Raw genomic sequence first — 24,922 nt, 5'->3', positions numbered from 1 at the left:
TCGATCCCGCTCTGCCGGAGCGGGTACGGGCAAGTGTGGTGGTTGCGTGACGGGCGTGGTGCTGGTTCAGGCCGATCCGGCGCCCGATGTCCTGTCGTTCCCGGTCGAAGGCGCCGACGGGACCAGGCCGCCGCCCGTGAGGCCGCCCGCCAGCAACCGGGCCGTCTCGTCGGCCAGGTCCATGGCGCGGGCCGCCCCCGCGCGCAGCGTGTGCACGCGGCGGAACGCATCGCCGTACCGTCGCTGCTCCTCCAGCGGCAGCAGTGGCACCCGGAGCCGGCCCGGGCTGACGTGCACGATGGTGCTGCCGGTCGAGGCGGCGGCAATGTTCTCCGCCGAGCCCAGGAATCCGGCCAGGAACCACGCGTCGAGCCTGGCCGGGTCCGGGCGGAACAAGTGGACCTGAGGACCGAGCAGCGCCCCCGCGTCCGTCTCGTCCGCCACGCGGGCCATCGCACCGTCGCCCCCCGCGACTGCCCGGACGAGGACATCACCGGTCGCGATCACCGGTGGCGAGCCTGTCAGGAGGCTGCGCGGCCTGCCGGACGGGGCCGTGCCCCGGGCGATGTCCTGGCCGGTGAGCACCGGCCGCGTGCCCGAGGGAGCCTCGCCCGTGGCGTCCCGCCCCTCCGGGGCCGTACGCAGCAACGTGAGCGCGCCGCCGCGTGCCAGGTCCGCCGCGGTGGCCGTGCGCCACTCGCGAGGGGCCGGGCCGGCCGCGCTCCAGCCGGTGTAACGCGCCGCCCTGCCGAGTGCGGAGGCGCCGGAGACGAGGCGGCGGCGTACCTCCTCCGTCTCCCGGGCCAGCTCCGCCGGGGCGATGTCCGTACGGGAGGCGCGGACATGGCGGGCCGGCGTGAGGTCGACGACGTCGTCCAGGAGGTCGACCACCGGGACCGCGCGCGCCGTCCCCGGCACGTCCGCGAACACGTCCGGGTCCTCCGCGAACGCCGCCCACCGGGTCAGCGCGGTCTCCGACAGCGTGGCCCAGTCCGGGGCGGGCCGGGAGGAGCCGCGTGTCCCGGTCGCGGTCGCCGAGGCCGCCGAGGTGCGGTCACCCGCGCTCCCCGCCTCCGCCGTGTCGACGAACAGGACGGTCTTCCGCTCGGGGCCCGCCGGATCCGGGCGTTGCAGCACCCAGATCTGGAGCCCCACATGGAGGGGCGTCGCCGCGCCCGGCGGCAGCGCGACGACCGCGCGTACGGCTCCGCTGCGTACGAGATCCATTCGTACGCGACGGCCCGAAGCGCGGGACGCGGTCGCGGGAGGAAGAAGCATCACGGCGTGGCCCCCCGGCACGAGATGGGCCAGCGCGTGCTGGGCCCAGGCCAGTTCGGACTCGGCGCGCGGCGGGACTCCGTACGCCCAGCGGGAGTCGTACGCCAGCTCGTCATGGCCCCAGTCGCGGTCACCGTAAGGCGGGTTGCACAGGACGGCGTCGACGGTGAGGTCCGCGAAGGCGTCGGCGCGGAGGCTGTCGCCGACCCGCACCTCGACATCCGCGTTGGGCGCGGCCAGCAGCAGGCTTACCGCGCTGCGCTGCGCCTGCACCGTAACGGCGTCCTGGCCGTACAGCGATCCCGCACCGAGCCGTGCCGCCGCAGCGAGCAGCGATCCGCTTCCGCACGCTGGGTCGAGCACCCGCTCGCACGAACCCGGGACGAGTCGGGCCATGAGGTCCGCGAGGGGAGCCGGCGTTCGGTACGTACCCCCGATCGCACTGTCCTCCAGCTCGCGTTCCGCCAGTACTGCCAGCGCCGCTTCGCCGGTGCCGTCGTCCTGCACGCAGCGCAGTAGCGCCCGGAGCGCACCGATGTCCTCGCCGGCGAATCGCACGGCCTCCGCGCCGGGCACGAGGTCGGCGACATCGGCCGACGCCCCCTCCGCGCGCACGATCAGGCTCGGGTCGGACAGGTCGGCGAGTGCGGTGCGCTCCTCGGGAGTGCACTGGGCCGCGGCCAGAACCAGCGGGAGCAGGCTACTGGTCAAGCCGCCGCCCTGCTGGTGGAGACGCAGCGCGGTACGCAGTTCCTCCGCCGGGTCGGCCGTTTCCGTGTAGCCACGGGCGCCGAGCCAGGAGCGTACGTCGACGAGGTCGTACAGCGGGCTGGAGTCGGTGCCCCCCGAGGGGGCCGGGAAGTCGTCGTGCCTGCGGCGCCAGTTGCTGACCGTGGCGCGTGTGACTCCTGCGATGCGTGAGATCTCGGCGGCGGTCACCTGAGCGGATGGCTGTGGCATGGCGGGAGTCCTGGGCCTCTCGGTAGTGAACAGCACACAAGCTACACCAGTCGTCAAATCGATGGGAGTGATTGACAGCGCTTTCACTGTTCTGCTTCTCTGGGTTTGCTTCCGGGTGAAAGTGCTCGGTAGGCGTTCCGTATCCCATGGGGGAAGCATCGCCATGACCATCACCATGCCGACCGCAGTCATCGAGGGGACCCAGCTCACCGTCATGCCGTTCCGGCCGGACGCGGTGATCGGGACCATGTCCGTCGCCACGCTCGTCCAACTCGTCCCGTCACCCCGTCGCGAAGAGGACACCAAGACACTGAAGGCGGCCTCGGGCGCTGTGCGGCGCCACGCCGAACTGCGGGCGCTCGTGCAGCGGGCGCTGAAGTCGACGCAGAAGGGGAAGAACGTCGGCTCCTACGCGGAGTACATCGCCGACGGGGTCAAGGGGGAACTCGGCTCCGGCTGGTCCACACCGCCGGTGACCTTCTGGCACGCCGGTCCGCTCGCCGCGCTCAGCGACGAACTGCTCCCCGGTACCGGACTGCGCACCCTGACCATCGCACCGGGCACCTCAGTCGTCGCCATTGACGGCGAGACGCAGACGACGGCGTGGCACGAGCTCTACGACGACCCCGAGCGCTATGGGCTGACGTACGGCGAACTCGCCCAGGTGCGCGTGCCGTTCGAGTTGTACGTGGACCTGAGTGTCGCCGATGCCCGTCAGATCTTCTACGACCGCAATGTGCAGGGTGTGGCCGTCGCCAAGAACCTGGCGATGTCCATGGACCAGCGCGACTTCGCCACCCGCCTCGCCCACCGCGTCGCGGAGGCGGTGAAGGTGGACATCGACGGCCGGCTCGTCCCCTTCACCAAGTTCGTCAACGCGACCAAGCGGCAGGTCGGCAAGACCGATCCCGAGGTGGTCACCTTGTCCGCGCTCCGGGCTCTGGTCATCACGGCGGTTTACGGCAAGGGCGGTCTTTCCCGGTCGGCCGAGACCGTGCACGAGGAAGAACTGCCCACGGGGACGACCGCCGAGCAGGTGGAGCAGTACGTGGTGCCGGTGCTGGCCCGCCTGATCGTCGGGCATACGGCCCATCTGCTCTCCCGCAGCGCACTCACCGCACCCGCCGTACTGGCCGGCCTCGGCATTGCCGTACACCACACCGCCCCGTGGGCCGACCCCGCGCACGCGATGAGCGGCGACGCGCTGGACCGGCTTCTCAGCGGTATCCGCTGGGAGCGCGAGGCGCGCTACTGGGACGGCGTGGCTGCGAAGGCCGGGGCTTCCGGGCGCCTCAACTTCAGCGGCGGGGTGAAGGACTCCGGAGGCCGCGTCGCGGACGCGCTGCTCTACCCGGGCACCGAGGCGGGGCGTCGTATCCGGGGGCAGTGACCCCTTCGCTTCTCCGCTCCCTTCCCAACGACCCACCAGCAACCGGAGTACGCCATGAACACACCCGACCAGCAGAGCCACGGCCCGCGCTGGGCTTCCGACCCGCAGCCCGGCGGCTGGTACGGCACAGCTGTTCCGCCTGGCCCGACTTCCCGTAGACCCTCACCCGCCAAGGCGTGGCTGACCCACGGGGCGGCCGCCTTCGTGGCGTTGCTCCTCGGGCTCGGCATCGGCGCGAGCGGCGGATCGGATCCCGGGAAGACCGACGCGAAGGCGGACGGCGCGGCGCATCCGGGACCGACCGTGACCGTGACCGGCGCGGCGAAGGCCCGTCCCGCGCCGACCGTCACCAAGACGGTGACGGCCAAGCCCAAGCCGCCGAAGAAGACCAAGGCCCCCGGGCCGGCCACGAGCTTTAGCGGTGACGGCGAGTACCTGGTCGGCGAGGACATCGCCGCCGGGACGTACAAGACGGCCGGGGCGGACGGCTCGTTCGGCTGCTACTGGCAGCGGGCCAAGGACGCGAGCGGAGAGTTCGATTCCATCATCGCCAACAACAACCTCACCGGCCCCGGCCGGGTGACGCTCAACAAGGGCGAGTACTTCAAGACGAACCGGTGCGCGGAGTGGAAGCTGACCGGCTGAAAGACGACCAGGCCCGTCACTTCCGCTTCGCGTACACGATCAGGTTGTCCACCGGGTGTCCGGCGGCGTCGAACGCGCCGTCGCAGGTGATCAGGCGCAGGGCCCGTTCCGTGGTGCGGCCGTAGACGCGGGCCGTCGGGAAGGCGTTCTTGCGTACCGTCTCGCGGGCGGTCACCTCGAAGCGGACGTCCTTGCCCCGGGCGTCCCGGACCACGATCTCCGCACCCTTGGCGATCTTCCTCAGGTCGTGGAAGACGGCCCGGCCGTATCGGGTGTCGTTGTGGCCGATCAGGACCGCCGCGCCGGGCTCGCCGGGCACGGCGCTCCCGGTGTACCAGCCGGTCATCATGCCCTGGTCGGCCGGCGGCACCTCGACCGTGCGGTCCGGGTTGAGGCCGAGCCGCATGATGTCGCTGTCCACGCCCAGGGACGGGATCGAGACGTGGGCGGGCGGCCGGGCCGTGGCGGTGGCCGTGGGGGCGGGGGCCTTGCGGGCCGCCGCCGACGTGGCGGCCTTCGAGGGCTGCGGGGCGGGGTCGCCGGAGCAGCCGGTCAGCGCCGCGAGCGCGGCGAGGGTCAGGGCGGCGGCGACGGGGAGGGTGGTGCGGCGCATGGGACGGGGCTCCAGGTGTCGTACGTACGGCAGTGGCGCCGCCCGGGACGAGAAGGCGGCGCCACTGCGGTTCATCGGCTGCGGACGGGTCAGCTGTCGCGGCGTGCGGTGCGGCGGCGGACGACGACCGTGCCGACGCCGCCCAGCAGCAGCGCGGCGGCCGCGGAGCCCGCGAGGGCGGTCGTGCCGCCGGCCGGGGAGTCGGCGGGCCGCTCACCGGCCGCGACGCCGCCGCGCGGCGCCTCGGAGGGCACCGCGGTGGGCGGCTCCGTCGCTCCGTCCGACGGCACGACGGTCGGTTCGGCCGACGGCGCCACGGTCGGCTCGGCGGACTGCTCCGCCGGGGGACGGGTCGGCTCGGCCGACGGCTTGGCCGAGGAGTCGGCGAAGGCCGCGGTGGCCGGTACGCAGACCGCGCCGGCCGCGACGGCGGCCAGGAGGGCGGTACGCAGGGTGGTGCGCAGGGGCATGGGCAGGGCTCCGTTCCGGATGGCCTCAGGGGCGGCCGCGGTGCGGATGCGCACCGCGGCGCGAGGCATGCGGACAGGCTCGCGCCACGTTGTGAGGAAGCTGTCAGATCGTTGTGTTCATCGCATCAGGGTCGGGGACGGCGCCGGAGGGCGAGGGCTTCCCGGTCGGAAAGCGGAGCGTGAACACCGAGCCCTCGCCGGGGCTGCTCACCGCCGTGGCCGTACCGCCGTGCGCCTCCGCCAGCTTCCGCACGATCGCCAGGCCGAGACCGCTGCCCCCGGTGCGCCTGGACCGGGACTTCTCGCCGCGCCAGAACCGGTCGAAGACGCGGACCAGGTCGTCGGCCGGGATGCCGCTGCCGGTGTCCGCGACGTCCACGAGCACCGCGTCCCCGTCCTCGGAGCCGTACGCCCGCAGCGTGACCTCCCCGCCCTCGGGGGTGTGACGCACCGCGTTCGACACCAGGTTGCCCACCGCCTGCCGCAGCCGGACCGGGTCGGCCGTCAGCGGCGGCAGCGGGCGCTCCGGCGGCCGGACGCCCAGCGCGACGCCCGCCGCGTCGGCCCGGGCCTGGTGCGCGGCGGCGACCTGCCCCAGCAACTCCGCCACGTCCACCGGTTCGGGGTGCAGCCGCAGCGCACCCGCGTCCGCCTGGGCCAGGTCCTGGAGGTCGTCGATGATGTGCTGGAGCTGGACCGCCTCGGTGTGCAGGAAGGCGATGAACTCCGGGTCCGGGTCCGCCACCCCGTCCTGCGCCGCCTCCAGCCAGCCCCGGATGTTGCTGAGCGGGGTGCGCAGTTCGTGGGCCACGTCGCTGACCATGGCCTTGCGCTGCGCCTCCAGACGGGCGCGGTGGGCGGACATGTCGTTGAACGTGGCGGCGAGCCGCCCGATCTCGTTGTCCGCGGCGACCACCACCGGCGCGGTGGCCTCCCCGTCCCGCATCCGCTGGGCGGCCCCGGTCAGCGCCCGCAGCGGGCGTACGAGACGGGCGCCGACGAGCACCGACGCGCCCACGGTCAGGGCCAGCACCAGGGCCGCCGCGCCCGCGATCCGCGCCGTGTTCGCCGGTGAGAGGTCGAAGCCGGGCACGGTCGCGCCGCCCGGGTCGCCGATGAACAGCAGGGCGGGCGAGGCCACGTACGAACTCAGCTGTTCGCGGCGGGCCGTGCCCACGCAGGAGGCGACGGCCCGGTCGTTCTCGCCGGTGGCGGCCGCCTGCTCGTCGCCCGGGCCCGGCACCGCGCTGGGCACGGCGCTCCGCTCCGCGCGGGGGGCCTCGGTCGGCACCGCGCTGGGCATGACGGTCGGCGGCATCGTGGCCATCGGGGCCGCGGGTACCGGTACCGCCTCCGCCGGAACGGGCTCGGCCGCCTGCCCCCAGGACAGGCCCAGCGTGAGGTGGACGCCGTCGCGGCCCTGGCGCTCCAGACAGGCGTCGGCCAGCTGGTTGAGCGCCTTCAACGCCTTCCGCTCCGTGGCCGTCGGGGTGTCCAGCGCGTCCACGGCGCACCGTGTGCCTCGGATGCGGTCGGGGTCGTTGCCGCCCACCACCTGGATCAGCGGGCGGCCGCTCGCACCGGCCACCACATCGGCGGCGATCCCGAAGTCGCCCAGGCAGGCAACGCCCCGCTCGGCGGTCTTCCGCAGCCGGGTCCGCTCCGCCGCGGGCAGCCGGAACGGCCCCACCGCGCGCGGGTCGACCCGGTCCGTCGTGGTGCCCGTCACCCCGGCGCCCGCCGACAACGCGGTGTCCACGGACAGCGGATCGACCACCGCCGACGCCTGCGCCGGGAGCGCCGCCGCGCCGGGGGTTGCCGAGTCCGCCAGCGGGGCGCGGCCCTGGGTCGTCAGCGCGATGCGCCGCCCGGACTGCTCGGCCAGCTCGCGCACCGTGGCCCCGACGCCGTCCCAGGTCGGATGAGCCGCCGCGTAACCGAGCAGCCGGTGGTAGATTCGGGCGTCGGCGGCCAGGTTCTGGCCCTGCTCCTGGCGGATCGCGCCCGAGGTCGTCTGCACGGCGAGCCAGGCGGTCGCCGCCACCGAACAGGCCGCGACCAGGGCGGAGACGGCCAGCAGCCGGGCGAACAGGCTCTTGCGCAGCGGGACGCGGCGCCGTGTCGCGCCCGCTCCCGGACGCCCCGCGCTACGAAGTCGCCGCACGGGCCGCCGCCTTCGCCGGGTCCGTCAGCTTGTAGCCGACACCGAAGACGGTGAGCAGCCGGACGGGCCGGCGCGGGGCCGGTTCGATCTTCTTGCGCAGGTTCATCACATGCACATCGACGGTCCGGTCGCTGATGTAGCGGTCGAAGCCGTGCAGTTCGCCCAGCAGCTGCTGCCGGGAGAACACCCGGTCCGGCTCGGCGGCGAGCGCGGAGAGGATACGGAACTCGCCGGGGGTGCACTCCACGGCCCGCCCCTCCACCGACACCACGTGCCGGACCGGGTCGATGACCAGCGCCCCCACTCGCAGCACCCCGGCATCCTCCGGTTCGCCGCCCGCACCCCGCCGGCTCCGGCGCAGCAGCGTACGCACCCGGGCCATCAGCTCCCGCGGGCTGTACGGCTTGGTCATGTAGTCGTCGGCGCCCAGATCGAGCCCGAGCAGCAGATCGTCCTCCGTGGTGCGGGCGGTGAGCATCAGCACCGGCAGCTCCCGGTGCTCCGCGCGCAGCACCCGTACGACGTCGAGGCCGTCGGCCCGGGGCATCATCACGTCGAGGACCAGCAGATCGGGTTCCCGGTGCCGGACCGCGTCGAGAGCCGCGAGGCCGTCGGGCGCGACGGTCACCCGATGGCCCTCCCGTTCGAGATAGCGGCGGAGGAGTTCGGCCTGATTCTCGTCGTCTTCGGCAACGATCACATGTGCGCACACGCGATCGATCGTAGACAGGGGCTACGCCTCCTCCGCGCCCCGGTGCGCCTCCATCAGCTCGTCGTGCGCGGCGACGATGTCCCAGGCGAGGACGGTGACCATCTCCTCCCGGGTCGGCGTGGAGCCGGCGTGCGCGGAGTACAGCCGCAGATCGCGCTGCGCGGACGCCTTCGCGCACAGCTCCCGGGCGAACCGCGCGTTGCCCACCAGGTCGGCCTTGCCGCCGTCCACGATCGCCGTGCACAGCGAGTTCAGGACGTCGAGCGCGCCCGCGTCCGGTTCGTCGCCCTGGGACGCCAGCACCGACCGGGCGATCAGGACCAGTTCCTCGGCGGAGTACGAGGGGAAGTCGACGCGGGTGTTGAACCGGGAGACCAGTCCGGGGTTGGTGGCGAGCAGCTCCGACATCTCGTCCCGGTAGCCGGCGAGCACGACGACGAGCCGGTCCCGGTCGTCCTCGGCCCGCTTCAGCAGGGCCTGCATCGCCTCCTTGCCGAAGGCGTCGCCGCCGTGGAGCCCGGTGAGGTTGAGCGAGTACGCCTCGTCGATGAACAGCACCCCGTTCAGGGCCGAGTCGATGACCTTGTTCGTCTTGAGCGCCGTCGACCCCAGGTGCTGTCCGACCAGGTCGGCGCGCTGGGCCTCCACCACATGCCCCGAACTCAGCAGCCCGAGCCCGGCGAAGACCTGGCCGATGATCCGGGCCACGGTCGTCTTGCCGGTGCCGGGCGGCCCCGCGAAGACGAAGTGCCGGGGACGGGCCCCGCCGGGCAGGCCCTGCTCCTCGCGCAGCGCGGACATCCGCAACTGCGCGAGCAGCGTCAGCACCTGGCGCTTCACCGGCTGCAACCCGATCATGGCGTCGAGAGCCCGCTGCGCCTCGTCGAGCACCCGGGCCCGGTCCTCGGCCGACAGCCCGCCGTCGCCCCCGCCGGGGGAACCGGTCCCGGACGGACCGGCACCCGCCGTGGCCGCGACCGGGGCGGCCGGTGCCGGGGCGGGCGGCGCGGGGGCGGGCCTGCTCACCGGGCGGGCCTGGGCGCGCGACTCCACGTCGAGCAGGTCGGGCGCGCACCGGAACGCGTACTGGTACCGCTTCAGCGCCTCCTCCTCGCGGCCCAGCGCCTCCAGCGACCGCCCCATGAAGTACTTCACCTCGGCGTCGAACCTGCTGCCCCGGTCCAGCTTGCCCGGCAGCGCGGACAGCACGTTCAGCGATTCGTGGCAGACCCCCTGGGCGAACAGCGCGCAGCCCACGTACAACTGCGCCTCGTCGCGCAGGAACGCGTCACCGATCCCGGGCGCGAACCTCAGGACGAGCGGCCAGTCCTCCTTCAGGAACGCGTACCGGGTGCAGACGAACCGCGTCTCGTCGCAGTCCAGCAGCGCCGTGGAGAGCCCCTTCCACGCCTCGTCGAGCCGCCGGTCGTCCAGGAACGCCGACATGGCCGCCAGCCACAGGTCGCGGGAGTTCTCCAGCCGGAACGTCACGTAGTGACCGATCTGGAAGGTGGACCGGAACGGCAGCCGGTACTTCGACCGCAACGCCCCGAACTGCGCCGAGGAGCGCAGCAGCCCGTCCATCGCCGCCTTCTGGTCGGTGCCGGTCACATGCAGGCCCAGCCAGGCGTCGGCGGCCGACGGGTCGTGCCGCGTGGCGAGCGCGAACTGCGCGGCGGCCCCCGCGCCGTCCCCCTGCCGCATGAGGATCATCCCTTGGTTCCACGCCTGTTCGGCCTTCCTCGCCGACCCCCGGCTCGCGGCACCCTGCACGTGCATCTCCCCTCGCCCGGCGCACCGTCCGCGCCCGTGGCCCCCCGGCCGCCCGTGATCACATCCGCAACGGTCGTCAGAATAGCCAACACCGGGCGAGCGGCCCCCGCACGCCGGCCGCCTCGGATACGATTTCGGACGCCGTCTCCGCTCCCCACCGTCACCGCCGGGAAGTCCGCCTGATGCCCGCCCCGCCCAGCAGCCGGACCCCGGACCGGCTCCGCGCGGGGGTGCGCGCCGCGCTCACCACCCTCGGCACCGGCTTCCTGCGCCACCCCGCCAACACGGCCCTGCGCGCCCACCCCGACGCCTCCGCCCTGCACCACGCCCTGCTGCGCCTCGTCTTCCGGCTCCTGTTCCTCTTCGTCACCGAGGACCGCGGGGTCCTGCTGTCGCCGGCGGCGACCGCCCGGGCCGGGGCGCGGTACGCGACGCACTTCTCCACGGCCCGCCTGCGCGCCCACGCGCGCGGCGCCGTGGCGCACGGGGACGCGTACGCGGCGCTGCGCACCGTCCTCGACGCCCTCGGCGACCCGGCCGGGGACCCCGGCCTCGGCCTGCCCGGGCTCGGCGGCATCTTCACCGCCACGGAGGCCGACGCCCCGCTGCACGGCCTGGCCCTGTCCGACGAGGACCTGCTCACCGCGGTACGCCACCTGTCCGAGGCCCCGGACCCGGGTACCCGGAGCGCCCGACCGGTCGACTTCGGCCGCCTGGCAGCGGAGGAACTGGGCTCCGCCCACGAAGCGCTCCTCCAGTACGTCCCCCGGATCGACGCGGCGGACCTCGACTTCGCGCTGGTCGGGCTCCCCGGCAACGCCCGTAAGACGTCCGGCTCCTACTACACCCCTGCCGCGCTGGTGGAGTGCCTGCTCGACGCCGCACTCGACCCGGTCCTCGACGCCGCCGTCGCACGCGGCGAGGCATCGGGCGCCGCCGACCCGGGCGAGGCCGCCGCCCGCGAACTGCTCGCCCTCACCGTCTGCGACCCGGCCTGCGGCTCCGGCCACTTCCTGGTGGCGGCGGCCCGCCGCATCGCCCGGCGCGTCGAGTCCGTGCGCGGACGCACGGCGGAGTCGTTCCGCGACGCGCTCCGGGAGGTCGTCGCCCACTGCGTGCACGGCGTGGACCTGGACCCGATGGCCGTCGAACTGGCCAGAATGGCGCTGTGGCTGGAGGCCCCGGAGCCCGGCCGGCCGCTCACCTTCCTCGACGCCCGCGTCAAGCACGGCAACGCCCTGATCGGCGCGGTGCCGGACCTGCTGAGGCGCGGCGTCCCGGACGCGGCGTTCACCCCGCTCGCGGGCGACGACCGCGCGCATACCCGGGCCCTGCGGAAACGGAACCGGGCCGAGCGGAAGGCCGCCCGCGGCCGGGCCGTCGCACCGGGGCGCGATACCGCCGACGCCTGGTGCGCGGCGTTCCTGTGGCGCCGGACGGCCGACGCCCCGCCGGCGGTGACCGACGCGGTCCTCCGCGCGCTGCCGGACGCGCCCCGGGCCACCCGCGAGGAGATCGCACGGCTGCGGGACCGCTACCGGTTCTTCCACTGGCACCTGGAGTTCCCCGAGGTCTTCGGCGCGGACGGCGGCGGGGGCTTCGACTGCGTCCTCGGCAATCCGCCGTGGGAGCGCATCAAGCTCCAGGAGCAGGAGTTCTTCGCCCAGCACGGCGCGGAGATCGCCGCGGCGAAGACGGCCGCCGCCCGCAAGCGCCTGATCGCCGCGCTCAAGGGGGACCCGGACCGCGCCGCGCTGCACTCCGCGTTCGAGGCGGCCAAGCGCACGGCGGAGGGGACGAGCCACTTCCTGCGCGACGGCGGACGGTACCCGCTCACCGGGCGCGGTGACATCAACACGTACGCCGTCTTCGCCGAGGCGGGCCGTGCGCTGACCGGCCCGCGCGGCCGGATGGGCATGATCGTGCCGACGGGCATCGCCACGGACGCGACGACCCGCTTCTACTTCAAGGACCTGGTCGACACGGGCGCGCTCGCCGCCCTGTACGACTTCGAGAACGCCGCGCCCGTCTTTCCCGACGTCCACCGCTCGTTCAAGTTCAGCATCCTGTCCCTGACCGGCCGGGCCCTGCGCGAACCCGCCGCCAGGTTCGCCTTCTTCCTCCGCGACCCGGCCGAGCTCGGCGACCCGGGCCGGGCGTTCGCGTTGACGCCCGAGGAGATCAGGCTCCTCAACCCCAATACGGGCACCTGCCCGGTCTTCCGGACCCGCCGCGACGCCGAGATCACCCTCGGCGTCTACGCGCGCCTGCCCGTCCTGATCGAGGAGGGCGCCCCGGACGGCAATCCGTGGGGCGTCGCCTTCGGCACGATGTTCCACATGGCCAACGACTCGCACCGGTTCCGCACCCGCGAGGAGCTGACGGCCACCGGCTGGCAGGCGGCCGGAAACCACTACGTCAACGGCGACCGGGTCATGCTCCCGCTCTACGAGGCCAAGATGGTCGACGCCTACAACCACCGCGCGGCCGACGTGGTGAAGAGCGCCACCGCCGTCAAGCGCCAGAACCAGCCCGCCTACCTCACGGCCGACGCCTGGGCGTCCGCGTCCCGCCTGGCCGTGCCGGGCAACTGGGTGGACCGCGCCGAGACACCGCCCTGCACCCCGCCCGGCCGTCTCGCCTTCCTCCGGATCAGCAGCCCCACCAACCAGCGCACCATGATCTCCGCGATCCTGCCCCCGGCGGCCATCGGGGACTCCGTCTTCCTGCTGCACACCAGGAGCTCACGCGACAGCGCCGCCCTGGTGGCCCACTTCAACTCCTTCGTCTACGACTACGTCACCCGGCAGAAGGCCGCGGGACTCAACCTCAGCTTCTTCTACATCCGCCAACTCCCGGTCCTGCCGCCGCAGACCGTCCACCGCCACACGGACTTCCTGGTCCCGCGCGTCCTGGAACTCACCTGCACCGCACACGACATGGGCCTCTTCGCGGCGGACCTGGGCGACACACGCGGACCGTTCCGCTGGGACGAGGCCCGCCGCCGCCAGATCCGCGCGGAACTCGACGCGTTCTTCTTCCACCTGTACGGGATCGGCCGTGCCGACACCGCGTACATCCTGGACACCTTCCCCATCGTCCGGCGCAAGGACGTGGCCCGGTACGGCGGTTACCGCACCAAGCACCTCATCCTGGCCGAGTACGACCGGATGGCCGACGCGGGCCTCGTGACGGGCGGCACGTACACCTCACCGCTCGACCCGCCGCCGGGCGAGGGGCCCCGGCACCGTTGCTCCGCGCCGCCGTTGCGGCCGGACGGGGTTCACGCGGAGGCGTGCCCGGCGTCGCGCGTGACCTCCGCCAGCGTGTCGTAGTAGGCCCGGGGCCGCCGCTCGAAGTCCGTCCAGGCGGACAGCGCGTCCAGTTCCCCGGCCGGCGCCCGCAGCAGGTCGACCGAGGTCTGCCCGAAGCGGGCGTCCAGGCCGTCGCGCTCGGCCTCCGCCAGCTGACGGCGCAGCCCCGCCACGGCGGACCGGGCCCGGCGGCGGTCCCCGGGGGCCGCCCGGAGCACGGCACCGCGACTCGACGCGGGGCCGGCGTCCGCCAGCAGCGGCTCCAGGCGGGCGGATAGCGCCTCGGCCGCCTCCGCCGCCTTACGCCCCTCGGGCCCGGCCGCCACCAGCACGTACAGGGCGGTGACCAGGGCGGTCGCCCGGGGGTCGGGGCGGTCGGCGGAGAGGCGGACCACGACGTCCGCGCCGACCGCACCGGCCGTACGCCGGGCGGCGGCGACCGCCTGCTCGGCCGTACGCCGTCCGACGCCCGGCAGTCCGCCCAGCTCCCACACGCCCGCGTCGAGCACGTCGCGCACGGTGTGCACGCCCGCCCTCTCCCACTCCTTCGTCCGGAACCGGCGCCGCTCGTCGTCGCGCAGCCGGGCCACCGGCATCCGGCCCAGTTCCTCGCGCACCCGCTCCTCCCGCAACGGCGCCCACGCCTCGCGCACCGCCTCGACGGCCCGCGTGCGGTCCTCCTCCACCGCGGCCGCCGCGCCGGCCAGCCGCCAGGCGCGGTCCACGAGGCCCGGACGGACGCCGCTCAGCCGGACCGCCGCGCGGACGTTCCCGCCGACGACGCCCACCGTCAGCAGCGGCAGCCCGAACAGGATCAGCCGGTCGGAGAGCGCGATGCGCGCGTCGTACACGTCGTCGTCCTGGCCCAGGACGTAGAGCTCCCCCTTCTCGGAACCCTCCGCGACGACCCAGCCGGAGTCGTAGCCGTATCCGGTCTCGGGGTCGAAGTGCGGCGGCTTCAGGACCGGATCACGGTCGGGATCGCAGGAGGACGTGTCCTCGCGTTCACGGTGGTCGTAGGGGTCCGTCCAGCGCACGGTGCACGCCCCGTCGGGCTTCTCGGTGAGCACGGTCAGACCGACCTGACGGACCTCCGGCATCTCCGGCGCAGCCGCGTACGCGAGCGCCGAGCCCGTGACGAGCAGCAGGCCGAGCGCCAGTACCCACCGGAACAAGGGTCTGTGTCCCACGGGCGTCCCTCGCATCCTGTGTCGGCGTGCCGGCTGCGCGGTACAGCCTCGCGGGGGCCGGGCCGGTCCCGTCAGGCGGGGAGTCGGCAGCTTCGCGGGCGCGTCGCTGCCCGGTCCGGGCAGTTTCCGGGGCGCCCGGGGAATGGACCCGGCCCCGGTGGGTAGGTACGCCGACTGTTCGGCCCGCCGTCCCCCCACCGCGAAGGCTCCCACCCATGGCAGAAATCGACCGTCGCCGGCTCCTGAAGCTCGCCGGGGGCTCCGTCGCGCTCACCGCCCTGTCGAGCAGCATCGCCCGCGCCGCGACCCTTCCCGCGCGGGGGCGGACGGGCACCATCGAGGACGTCGGGCACATCGTGGTCCTGATGCAGGAGAACCGTTCCTTCGACCACTACTTCGGCACGATGAAGGGCGTACGCGGCTACGGCGACCCGCGCCCCGTCACCCTGCCCAGCGGCAAACCGGTCTGGCACCAGGCGGACGCGGCCGGCAACGAGGTGCTGCCGTTCCGGCCGCCGGCCGACGCGCTGGGGATGCGGTTCCTCCAGGACCTGAACCACGACTGGGCGGGCGGGCACCGGGCGTTCAACAAGGGGGCCTACGACCGGTGGGTGCCCGCCAAGACGGCGACCACGATGGCCCACCTCACCCGGGACGACATCCCGTTCCACTACGCGCTCGCCGACGCGTTCACCGTCTGCGACGCCTACCACTGCTCGTTCATCGGCTCGACCGACCCCAACCGCTACTACCTGTGGAGCGGTTACACCGGCAACGACGGCGCCGGGGGCGGGCCCGAGCTGGGCAACGACGAGCGGGGGTACGGCTGGACGACCTACCCGGAGCGCCTGGAGGAGGCCGGGGTCTCGTGGAAGGTGTACCAGGACGTCGGTGACGGTCTGGACGCCGCCGGGTCCTGGGGCTGGATCGGGGACGCGTACCGGGGCACGTACGGCGACAACTCGCTGCTGTACTTCGACTCCTACCGCGAGGCCGGGCCCGGGGACCCCCTGTACGACAAGGCCCGCACCGGCAGCGACCTCGGGAACGGGGGCGGTCTGCTGGACGACCTGAAGGCCGACATCAGGGCCGGCACGCTGCCCTCGGTGTCCTGGATCGTGGCGCCCGAGGCGTACAGCGAGCACCCCAACTGGCCCGCCAACTACGGCGCCTGGTACATCGCGCAGGTCCTGGACGCGCTGACCTCGGACCCGGAGGTCTGGGGCCGCACCGCCCTCTTCATCACCTACGACGAGAACGACGGGTTCTTCGACCACGTGGTCCCGCCGTACGTCCCGTCCGGGCCCGCGCAGGGGCTGTCCACCGTGGAGACCGCCGCCGACTACTTCCCGGGCGACCTGCGGTACGCGGCGGGGCCCTACGGGCTCGGCCAGCGGGTGCCGATGACCGTGGTGTCACCGTGGAGCACCGGCGGCTACGCCTGCTCGGAGGTCTTCGACCACACCTCCGTCATCCGGTTCATGGAGCGGCGCTTCGGGGTCCGCGAACCGAACATCTCGCCCTGGCGGCGGGCCGTCTGCGGCGATCTCACCTCCGCGTTCGACTTCCGGCGTACGGACCCCTCCGCGCCCGAGCTGCCGTCCACCGCCGCCTACGAGCCCCCGGACGGCGACCGGCACCCGGACTACGTGCCCGCACCGCCCGCCGCCGGTGCGGTGCCGAAGCAGGAGCCCGGCGCGCGTCCCACCCGCCCGCTGCCCTACGCACCCCTGGTGGACGGCGCGGCCGACCCGGACGCCGGCACCTTCCGGCTCACCTTCGGCGGCGGACCGGCGGCCGGCGCGCAGTTCCTCGTCACCTCCGGCAACCGCACGGACGGGCCCTGGACCTACACCACGCACGCGGGCGCCTCGGTCGCGGACACCTGGAACACCGCGTACTCGCAGGGCGTCACCGACCTCACCGTCCACGGCCCGAACGGCTTCCTGCGCACCTTCCGCGGCCCCGGCGGGACCGCGGGGCCCGAGGTGACGGCCCGGCACGACGCGGCGACCGGCAACCTCCGACTCACGCTCACCCACACCGGCACCGGCTCCGTCCGGCTGACCCTGCGCAGCGCCGCCGCGTACGGGGGAGAGGTGCGGACGTTCGCCGTACGCGCGGGCCGGTCCGTGGCGCACACGCTCGACCTGCGCCGCAGCCGGCGCTGGTACGACGTCACCGTCACGAGCGACGCGGACGCCACCTTCGTGCGGCGTTTCGCCGGGCACGTCGAGACGGGAGCGCCCGGGGTGAGCGACCCGGGGCTGCTGACCGGGTGAGGGGGCGCCCGGACCGGGCGTACGACCGTCCACGGTTCGGGATTGATCGCGAATGACCGTCCTGACGCACATAAAATCCTTATAGTGAGCGAGAGTTGACCGCGTGATCTTGGCGCGTGCAGTCGTTCGCCACAGGAGTCAGGATTTATGACGCGCCCCTCCCCGGCCGAGTCCGCGCCGGCGTCCCCGAACGCCCCGTCCGGCTGCCCCGCGCACGCCGGCGCCGTGCCGCTCTGGGGACCCGGCTTCCAGGCCGAGCCCCAGAGCGTCTACCGCGCGATGCGCCGGGAGCACGGGCCGGTCGTCCCGGTCGAGCTGCTGGGCGGCTTCCCGGCCTGGCTGGTCATCGGATACCGGGAGCTCCACCGGGTCACCAGTGACGGCGGGCTGTTCCCGCGCGACGTCGGCCTGTGGAACCAGTGGCCGAACGTCCCCGACGACTGGCCGCTGCTGCCGATGGTCGGGCGGCCCCTGCCGTCCATCTACTTCAGCGCGGGCCAGGAGCACCTGCGGCACGCCCGCATGGTCACCCCCGCCCTCGAAGGCGCCGATCCGTTCCGCATCCGGGAACACTGCGAGCAGCTGGCCGACCGGCTGATCGACGCGGTGTGCGCCCGGGGCACCGCCGATCTCGTCGCGGAGTTCTGCGAACCCCTCCCCGTGCTCGTCCTCGCCCGGCTCATCGGATTCCCCGACGAGGAGGGCGCCGCCATCGCGCGCGTGCTGAAGGACCTCGCGGACGGGGGGCCGGAGGCGCAGAGCGCCCACCAGCGGTTCGGGGAGCACATGGCCCGGCTGCTCGCCGCGAAGCGGGCCGAGCCGGGGGACGACGTGACCTCCCGGATGCTGGACTTCCCGGACGTGTTCACCGACGAGGAGTACACGCTCGACCTGATGGCCGTCACGGCCGCCGGGCACCTCCCGACCGCCGACTGGATCAGCAACTCGGTCCGGCTCATGCTCACCGAGGACGAGTTCGCCGACTCCATGGCCGGCGGCCGGCGCAGCATCGGCGAGGCCATGAACGAGGTGCTGTGGGAGGACACCCCCACCCAGATCCTGGCCGGCCGCTGGGCCGCGCGCGACACCCAGCTGGGCGGGCAGCGCATCCGGGCCGGCGACATGCTCCTGCTCGGGCTCGGCGCCGCCAACACCGACCCGCTGATCCGCCAGGGCGTCTCCGGCGGCGCGGGCCCCGCCCAGGGCGGCAACGGCGCACACCTCGCCTTCAGCCACGGCGAGTACCGGTGCCCCTTCCCGGCCCAGGAGATCGCCGAGATCATCGCCAGGACGGGCATCGAGGTGCTGCTCGACCGGCTGCCCGACCTCCGGCTCGACGTCGCCGTCGAGGACCTGGTCCGTCGGCCTTCCCCCTTCCTGCGCGGCAACACCACGCTCCCCGTCCGGTTCACCCCCGTACGCACGACAGGAGACTCCTCGTGAACTGCCCCCATGCCGCCCGGGCCGCGGCCCAGCAGGGTGCCGCCGTCGTCATCGACCCCATGGTGCGGGACCTCGACGGCGAGACCGCGCGGCTGCGCGAAGCCGGCCCGCTGGCCCGGATCGAGCTCCTCGGCGTGTCGGCGTGGACCCTCACCCGGCACGCGGACGCCCGGCGGCTCCTGGTCGACCCGCGCCTGGTCAAGGACATCGACGCCTGGGAGCTGTGGCAGACCGGTGAGGTGACGCGCGCCTGGCCGCTCATCGGCATGATCGACGCCGGGCGGTCCATGTTCACCGTGGACGGCGCGGAGCACCGCAGGCTGCGGACCAAGACCTCCCAGGCGCTCACGCCCCGCCGCCTGGAGGCGATACGCCCCGACATCGAGAAGTTCACCGCCGAACTGCTGGACGCCCTGGAGGAGGGCGGCCGGGACGGGGCCGTGGTCGACCTCAAGTCGGTCTTCGCCCAGCCGCTGCCGATGCGGGTGGTCGGCATGCTGATGGGCGTCGACCCGGCGGAGAACGCCATGCTGACCCGTCAGTACAAGGCATTCTTCTCGATGCTGACCCCGCAGGACGAGCGGCTCGCGCTCCTCGCCGACCTGGACGTCTTCTACGCCGGTCTGGTGCGGGAGAAGACCGCGCACCCCACCGACGACCTGACGTCGGCGCTGATCCTGGCCGAGGAGGGCGGCGAGCCGCTGACCGAGGAGGAGGTCATCGGCAATCTCAAGGCGATGGTCGCCGCCGGGCACGAGACGACGATCGGGCTCATCCTCAACGCCGTACGCGCCCTGCTCGCCCACCCCGACCAGCTCCGGATGGTCCTCGACGGCGAGGTGTCCTGGGACACCGTCATCGAGGAGACCCTGCGCTGGGACACCCCGACCACCCATCTGCTCATGCGGTTCGCCACCGAGGACATCGAGGTCGGCGACGCCGTCATCGCCAAGGGCGAGGGCGTGGTCATCTCGTACCGGGTGATCGGCCGCGACCCGGAGCAGCACGGCCCCGACGCCGACGCCTTCGACATCACGCGCCCCACCCCGATCCGGCACATGACCTTCGGGCACGGCCCGCACATCTGCCCCGGCGCCGCGCTCTCCCGGGTCGAGGCGGGCATCGCCCTGCCGGCGCTCTTCGCGCGCTTCCCGGACCTGCGGCTCGCGATCCCCGACGCCGAGCTGCGCAACCTCCCGGTGATGACGCAGAACGACATGGAGTCCTTCCCCGTCCTGCTCGGCGGCTGAGCCGGGGTGACGGGTAAGGGCGCGGCGGGCATATCGTGGCGGTAGCCGGCGCGCACAGGGGTGTCGAAGCGCTTCGACAGTGGTCTGGACATGCCGTCACGGCAGGGCTAGGCTCGCGCTGTCTCTCCACGTCACGGGTGGAGAGAGCGGAGTTGAAGCGCTTCGCCACATCCGACCGGTGAGGAAGAACCGCATGGTCACCCTGGCCGAGGTCGCGCAGCACGCCGGAGTCTCCGCGAGCACGGTGAGCTACGTCCTCAGCGGGAAGCGCTCCATCTCCGTCGCCACCCGCGAGCGCGTCGAGCGGAGCATCCAGCAGCTCGGCTACCACCCCAACGCCGGGGCCCGGGCGCTCGCCAGCAGCCGGTCGAACATCATCGCGCTGATGGTGCCGCTGCGCACCGACATGTACGTGCCCGTGATGATGGAGATCGCCATCGCGGTCGCCACCACCGCCCGCACCCACGGCTACGACGTCCTGCTCCTCACCGGCGAGGAGGGGCCCGCGGCGGTGCGGCGGATCGCCGGCAGCTCGCTGGCCGACGCGATGATCCTGATGGACGTCGAACTGCACGACGAGCGGCTGCCCCTGCTGCGCGAGACCGACCGGGCCGCCGTGCTCATCGGTCTGCCCGCCGACACCGCCGGACTCACCTGCGTGGACCTCGACTTCGAGGCGACCGGGGCCCTCTGCGTGGAGCACCTGGCCGGCCTCGGGCACCGCGAGATCGCCGTCATCGGCGAGGCCGCCGCGGTCTACGAGCGCCACACCGGATTCGCCGAGCGGACCGTCGACGGCGTACGGGCCAAGGCCCAGGAGACCGGCGTGCGCATCCTGCACCGGCCCTGCGAGGGCGGGTACGCGGCGATGGCCCAGACCCTGTCCCGGATATTCGACGAGCGCCCCGGCACCACCGGCTTCATCGTGCAGAACGAGGCGGCCGTGGAGCCCCTGCTCAACCTGCTGCGCCAGCAGGGCCGGGCCGTCCCCGAGGACGTCTCGGTGGTGGCGATCTGCCCCGAGCAGGTGGCCACGCAGGCATCGGTGCGGCTGACCTCCGTCGCCATACCGGCCCAGGAGATGGGCCGCCGCTCCGTCGAACACGTCGTCGCCAAGCTGTCCGGCCGGGGCACGGACGAAGTCGAGCTGCTGGCCCCGGAACTGACGGTGCGGGAGAGCACCGGGCCGGCCCCCGTGTGACACGTGAGCCGACCCCCGCGCCTACCGGGGCCCGAGCTCCACGACGTGGTCCACGCCCGCCGTCAGCTCCAGCGGAGCCGCCGAGACGGTACCGGCGAGCACGTGCCCGCCGCCCGTACGGACATCGAGGCGGGCATCCCGCTCCGGGCGCAGCACCGCCGTCGCGGTGCCGTCCGCCCGCCAGCGCAGGTCCACGGTCGCCCCGAACCGCGTACGCACCCCGCGCAGTTCACCGGCCGGGCAGCCCGCGAGCGGTGCGGGCAGCAGGACCAGGCGGTGCGGGGCCGACTGGACCAGTGACTCGATCACGGCCGCGGGCAGGGCGTGCGCCGCGTCCGCGTTGTACACGTTGCGGGCCGGGTAGTGGGCGCTCATCAGCGAGTCGTGGAAGAAGTCGCCCGCCAGCACCGAGCGGACCGCCGCCGAGGCCCGGACCCCGTCCCGCAGCCGGGCCGCGATCAGCGCGTGGTGCAGATGGCCGTGGGCCGAGTCGTTCTCCGCGCCCCGCAGTTCGAGCGCCCGGTGCGCGGCTGCGGCCAGGCCGGGCGTGTCGTACGGGTTGATCGCGTCCAGCGGCCACACCGGGTACAGGTGGCTGAGGTGGCGGTGGTCGTACGTCTCCGCCAGGCCCGGCCACGCCCACTCGGCGAGCGCGCCGTCCTCGTTGACCCGGTAGTCGGCGAGCCGGTCCGCCAGCGCCCGGCGGCGCTCGGCCGTCGCACCGTCGGCGCAGCGGGCGGCCGACGCGGTGAGCGCGTGGCGGGCCGCCGCAAGGTCCATCGTCGCGTCGATCGTGCCCCAGCTCGCGTTGGCCGGACGGTTCTCCGGCGAGTACGACGGCACGACGGCCACCCGCCCGTCCGGGCCGGTCCGGGTGAGGAAGTCCTCGTAGAACAGCGCCGTCTCGTGCAGCGCGGCGGTCAGCCGGGGGTCCTCGGACCCCGTCGTCTCCGCGTGCTCGATCAGCGGCTCCAGCAGCCAGTCCGCGCCGGCCGTCCACAGGTGCAGCGGGTAGGCGCGCTGGTAGTGGCGGGTGTGCCCGGACTCGCCGTCCGTGTGCGACGGGGCCACGATGCCCCGCGCCCCGAAGATCGCCCGGGCGTTGTCCCGCCAGTCCGCGAGCTGCCCGTACACCAGCGCCGCATGGGCCTCGGACACCTCGGGCAGCGCCGCCGCCGCGGCCGAGGCGATCTGGAGGTTCAGATTGGCGTTCGTCGTGAAGGCCCCCGACCAGGCGGTGTCCCAGTCGCCCGTCCAGAGCCCGGTCAGCCGGGGCGGCAGGGCCCCGGACGCGGACAGCAGGTGGTAGCGGCCCGCCGCGCACAGCCGCTCCAGCAGCGCCGGGCTGTCCGGCCGCCGCACCAGCTCGGAGCCGGGCAGCGCCCGTTCGGCCGGGTCCGCGTCCAGGGTGAGCGCCGCCCGTTCGAAGGCCGGCCGGTGCAGCGCCACATGCCGGGCGAGCAGCGCGTCGTACCCGTCACCGGGCAGCGCGGCGCACTCCGCCGCCAGGTCCAGGTGGCCCGCGTGCCGGTGCACCCGGGTCAGCAGCAACAGGCTCCTCGCCCCCTCGACCCGGACGCCCTCGCCCGCCACCGAAACCCGCCCGCCCTCCGTGCGGAGCACCGTCGCGCCGGTGTACGCGAGGTCGCTGTCGGGGTAGCCCGCGCGCAGCGTGAGCCGGGCTCCGTCCGGGGTGAGCACGGTGCTCCGGCCGACGGCCAGCCGGGGCGGGGCACCCGGCAGGGCGTGGTCGAGCGTCACGTCCACGGCCAGCCCCGGCCCCGTGACGTACTGGACGATCACGTCGTCGGCGCGCGAGACGAAGACCCGGCTGCGCCACGACTCGCAGCCGGCGCCGATCTCACCGGTGGCGAAGTCGACCGACCTGCGGTAGGCCGCCGCCGGGTCGGCGGCGTTCCCGGGGACCGGCCGGACGCGGGTCTGGAAGGCCGGGTGGAACGGTTGCACCCAGACCAGCGGCCGGCCCGCGCCGAAGTGCTCCGCGGCCCGGGCGTCCCCGGCGAGCAGCGCGCTCTGGAGCCGGCCCAGCCGCTCCGCGAGCTCCGGCGGCCGGACGTGCCGACTGCCGTTGGGCCGGACCAGCGTGTGGTGGTTGACGATCACGCGGTCGTCGGCGGGGTCGCCGTACACCATGGCACCGTGCCGGCCGTTGCCGCCGAGGAACGCGTCCTCCCAGCGGGCGGCGGGGCGCGGCTCCCAGGTGGAGTCGATGTCCGCGCGCCCGGTCACGGCGCGGATCTCCGCAGCACCGCGACGCCGTAGCGGCCGAGCGCGATCCGGTCCGTCACCGCCCGCCCGGTGAGCAGGTCCACGTACGTGCCGGGCACGGCGACGGTGACCATCTCGCGGCGGTGGTGCAGCAGGAATAGCAGCTCGCCCCGGCGCACCGCCTCCACCCCCTCGGGCAGCCCGGCGAGGACCGGCTCGACGCCCGCCTCCCGGACCACGTCGGCCAGCAGGGCCCGCAGCGCCGGGGGCTCGGGGAGCGTGGACACGTACACCGCGCCGCCCCGGCGCAGCACGGCGGGCAGCCCGGCGAGCTCGCCGTCGCGGTAGGCGGCCACCACCTCGGTGCCCTCGGCCGCCTCCAGTTCCTCCGACCAGAGGGTGCCCCGGAATCCGTCGCACTCCACGGCCTCGTCCGCGTCCAGCGGCCACCACTCGTGCAGGGTGGCGATCCCGAACAGCTCGCGCAGGCGGGCGTCCATGCCGCCCGGCCGGATGCGGTCGTCCACGTCCGTGATGCCGCTGAAGAACCCGCACACCAGGCGCCCGCCGCCCCGCGCGTACGCCACGAGGTTGTCGACCGCCGCGTCGTCGAGCAGGTAGAGGTGCGGGACGAGGACCGCCTTGTACCGGCCGAGGTCGGCGTCGGGACGGGCGAAGTCCGTGGGCGTGCCGTTCTCCCACAGGGCGCGGTGCCAGCGCCGGATCACCTCCGCGTAGTCGAGGAGTGCGGACGGGCCGCCTTCCTGGGCGCCCGCCCACCAGGCGTCCCAGTCGTGCAGGACGGCGACCTCGGCGGTCACGCCCGTACCGGACACGGCGGAGCCGATCGCGGCGAGCTCGCCGCCCAGCTGCCGGGTCTCACGGAAGGCGCGGCCCCGCTCACCGGCGTGGCCGAGCATCCCCGAGTGGAACTTCTCGGAGCCCTGCCGGGACTGCCGCCACTGGAAGTAGCAGATCGCGTCGGCGCCGCGCGCCACCGACTGGAGTGACCAGAGCCGGTTCAGCCCCTCCGGCTTGGGGTGGTTGACGCCCCGCCAGTTCACCGCGCCGGCCGCCTGCTCCATCAGCATCCACGGACCGGCGGCCTGGGAGCGGGTCATGTCGGCGAGCATGGCGTTGTACTGCCCGCCCCACGGGTCGCGCGGGTCCGGGTAGACGTCGACCGAGACGATGTCCTCCTGGGCCGACCAGGCCCAGGCGTCCTGCCCGGACCACAGCGGCATGAAGTTCGTCGTCACCGGGATGTGCGGGGTGTGCCGGGCGACGATGTCCCGCTCGGCGGTGAAGCACTCCATGAGCGCGTCGGACGTGAAGCGTTTGAAGTCCAGCACCTGGGTGGGGTTCCTCATGTACTGCGCCTTGCGCGGCGGCAGGATCTCCGTCCACGCGTCGTAGCGCTGGCTCCAGAAGGCCGTGCCCCACGCCTCGTTGAGCGCGTCGAGCGTCCCGTACCGGTCGCGCAGCCAGCGGCGGAAGTGGCCCGCCGTCTCGTCGCACCAGCAGTGCGTGCAGTACTCGTTGTTGATGTGCCACACGGTGAGCGCCGGGTGCTCCGCGTACCGCGCGGCCAGGTCCTCGGTGAGCGCGGCGGCGTAACGGCGGTAGACCGGCGAGCTGGCGCAGAACTGCTGGCGCGAGCCGTACCAGACGATGGACCCGTCCTCCGCGCGCGGCAGGGTCTCCGGGTGGCGCGCCCCCATCCAGGGCGGCGGGGAGGCGGTCGGCGTCGCGAGCACGACGCCGATGCCGTGCGCGTGCATCAGGTCCATCAGCCGGTCCAGCCAGCCGAACTCGCGGGCGCCGGGGCGGGGTTCGATCTTCGCCCAGGAGAAGACGCCGAGGGTGACGGAGTTGACCCCGGCCTCCTTCATCAGCCGGACGTCGTCCTCCCACACCTCCTCGGGCCACTGCTCGGGGTTGTAGTCGCCTCCGAAGAGGATGCGGCCACGGGCCGCGTCGCGCAGGGACGGCATGGCGTCTCCGGTTT

At 73.9% G+C, this 24,922-nt stretch carries 15 protein-coding genes and 1 pseudogene; 7 read left to right on the top strand and 9 right to left on the bottom strand.

The genetic code is table 11. From position 1 onward, the window contains the following. Positions 1-66: 66 nt before the first annotated feature. The gene (locus ACFUJY_RS27990) at positions 67-2,238 is read right to left on the bottom strand and encodes an N-6 DNA methylase (RefSeq protein WP_383304763.1); all 2,172 of its coding nucleotides are present in this window, start codon (positions 2,236-2,238) and stop codon (positions 67-69) included. 163 nt (positions 2,239-2,401) lie between these two features. Here ACFUJY_RS27990 and ACFUJY_RS27985 point away from each other — a divergent pair, with 163 nt between their 5' ends. Together ACFUJY_RS27985 and ACFUJY_RS27980 are read left to right on the top strand one after the other, a co-directional pair. Continuing rightward, positions 2,402-3,628, top strand: a complete 1,227-nt coding sequence (locus tag ACFUJY_RS27985) for a DNA sulfur modification protein DndB (protein ID WP_383304761.1) — start codon at positions 2,402-2,404, stop codon at positions 3,626-3,628. Positions 3,629-3,682: 54 nt separating this feature from the next. Further along, positions 3,683-4,273 (top strand): hypothetical protein, encoded by a 591-nt coding sequence (locus ACFUJY_RS27980; RefSeq protein WP_383304759.1) that lies wholly within the window; start codon positions 3,683-3,685, stop codon positions 4,271-4,273. A gap of 16 nt (positions 4,274-4,289) precedes the next feature. On the opposite strand, the gene ACFUJY_RS27975 is transcribed toward ACFUJY_RS27980, so the two are convergent. The 5 genes from ACFUJY_RS27975 to ACFUJY_RS27955 form a co-directional block, all read right to left on the bottom strand. Further along, complete coding sequence (locus tag ACFUJY_RS27975) at positions 4,290-4,886, bottom strand: class F sortase (RefSeq protein WP_383304757.1); 597 nt, start codon at positions 4,884-4,886, stop codon at positions 4,290-4,292. A gap of 89 nt (positions 4,887-4,975) precedes the next feature. After that, a complete protein-coding gene (locus ACFUJY_RS27970) occupies positions 4,976-5,356 on the bottom strand; it encodes a sortase-dependent protein (RefSeq protein WP_383304920.1) in 381 nt (126 codons plus the stop codon). Between the two features lie 103 nt (positions 5,357-5,459). Then, positions 5,460-7,520 (bottom strand): sensor histidine kinase, encoded by a 2,061-nt coding sequence (locus tag ACFUJY_RS27965; RefSeq protein ID WP_383304755.1) that lies wholly within the window; start codon positions 7,518-7,520, stop codon positions 5,460-5,462. Then, positions 7,504-8,232 (bottom strand): response regulator transcription factor, encoded by a 729-nt coding sequence (locus tag ACFUJY_RS27960; RefSeq protein ID WP_383304753.1) that lies wholly within the window; start codon positions 8,230-8,232, stop codon positions 7,504-7,506. Before ACFUJY_RS27960 ends, ACFUJY_RS27965 begins: the two co-directional genes overlap by 17 nt. 21 nt (positions 8,233-8,253) lie before the next feature. Beyond that, positions 8,254-9,936 (bottom strand): AAA family ATPase, encoded by a 1,683-nt coding sequence (locus tag ACFUJY_RS27955; protein ID WP_383304752.1) that lies wholly within the window; start codon positions 9,934-9,936, stop codon positions 8,254-8,256. Positions 9,937-10,187: 251 nt separating this feature from the next. Here ACFUJY_RS27955 and ACFUJY_RS27950 point away from each other — a divergent pair, with 251 nt between their 5' ends. Then, on the top strand, positions 10,188-13,340 hold the full coding sequence (locus ACFUJY_RS27950) for an Eco57I restriction-modification methylase domain-containing protein (protein ID WP_383304750.1): 3,153 nt from the start codon (positions 10,188-10,190) through the stop codon (positions 13,338-13,340). On the opposite strand, the gene ACFUJY_RS27945 is transcribed toward ACFUJY_RS27950, so the two are convergent. Further along, on the bottom strand, positions 13,289-14,509 hold the full coding sequence (locus tag ACFUJY_RS27945; protein ID WP_383304748.1) for a helix-hairpin-helix domain-containing protein: 1,221 nt from the start codon (positions 14,507-14,509) through the stop codon (positions 13,289-13,291). The two genes, ACFUJY_RS27950 and ACFUJY_RS27945, sit on opposite strands and share 52 nt — an antisense overlap. 215 nt (positions 14,510-14,724) lie before the next feature. On the opposite strand from ACFUJY_RS27945, the gene ACFUJY_RS27940 reads away from it, so the two are divergent. The 4 genes and pseudogenes from ACFUJY_RS27940 to ACFUJY_RS27925 form a co-directional block, all read left to right on the top strand. Continuing rightward, positions 14,725-16,791, top strand: coding sequence for a phosphocholine-specific phospholipase C (locus ACFUJY_RS27940; RefSeq protein ID WP_383304746.1), 2,067 nt, complete (start codon positions 14,725-14,727; stop codon positions 16,789-16,791). 147 nt (positions 16,792-16,938) lie between these two features. Further along, positions 16,939-18,234 (top strand): cytochrome P450, encoded by a 1,296-nt coding sequence (locus tag ACFUJY_RS27935; RefSeq protein WP_383304744.1) that lies wholly within the window; start codon positions 16,939-16,941, stop codon positions 18,232-18,234. Beyond that, entirely contained in the window at positions 18,231-19,484 is a 1,254-nt protein-coding gene (locus ACFUJY_RS27930) for a cytochrome P450 (protein WP_383304742.1), read from the top strand. Before ACFUJY_RS27935 ends, ACFUJY_RS27930 begins: the two co-directional genes overlap by 4 nt. A 190-nt stretch (positions 19,485-19,674) precedes the next feature. After that, positions 19,675-20,685: pseudogene (locus tag ACFUJY_RS27925) on the top strand (LacI family DNA-binding transcriptional regulator); the annotation flags it as partial. 21 nt (positions 20,686-20,706) lie between these two features. Here the strand turns inward: ACFUJY_RS27925 and ACFUJY_RS27920 are convergent. Then, a complete protein-coding gene (locus tag ACFUJY_RS27920; protein ID WP_383304740.1) occupies positions 20,707-22,935 on the bottom strand; it encodes a glycoside hydrolase N-terminal domain-containing protein in 2,229 nt (742 codons plus the stop codon). After that, a complete protein-coding gene (locus ACFUJY_RS27915) occupies positions 22,932-24,908 on the bottom strand; it encodes a beta-galactosidase (RefSeq protein WP_383304738.1) in 1,977 nt (658 codons plus the stop codon). Before ACFUJY_RS27915 ends, ACFUJY_RS27920 begins: the two co-directional genes overlap by 4 nt. Positions 24,909-24,922: the final 14 nt, after the last annotated feature.

Origin of the sequence: Streptomyces sp. NPDC057249 (assembly GCF_042669245.1) — a bacterium.
In the GTDB taxonomy this organism is placed as follows: domain Bacteria; phylum Actinomycetota; class Actinomycetes; order Streptomycetales; family Streptomycetaceae; genus Streptomyces.
This window is presented reverse-complemented; position numbering and strand designations above follow the sequence as displayed.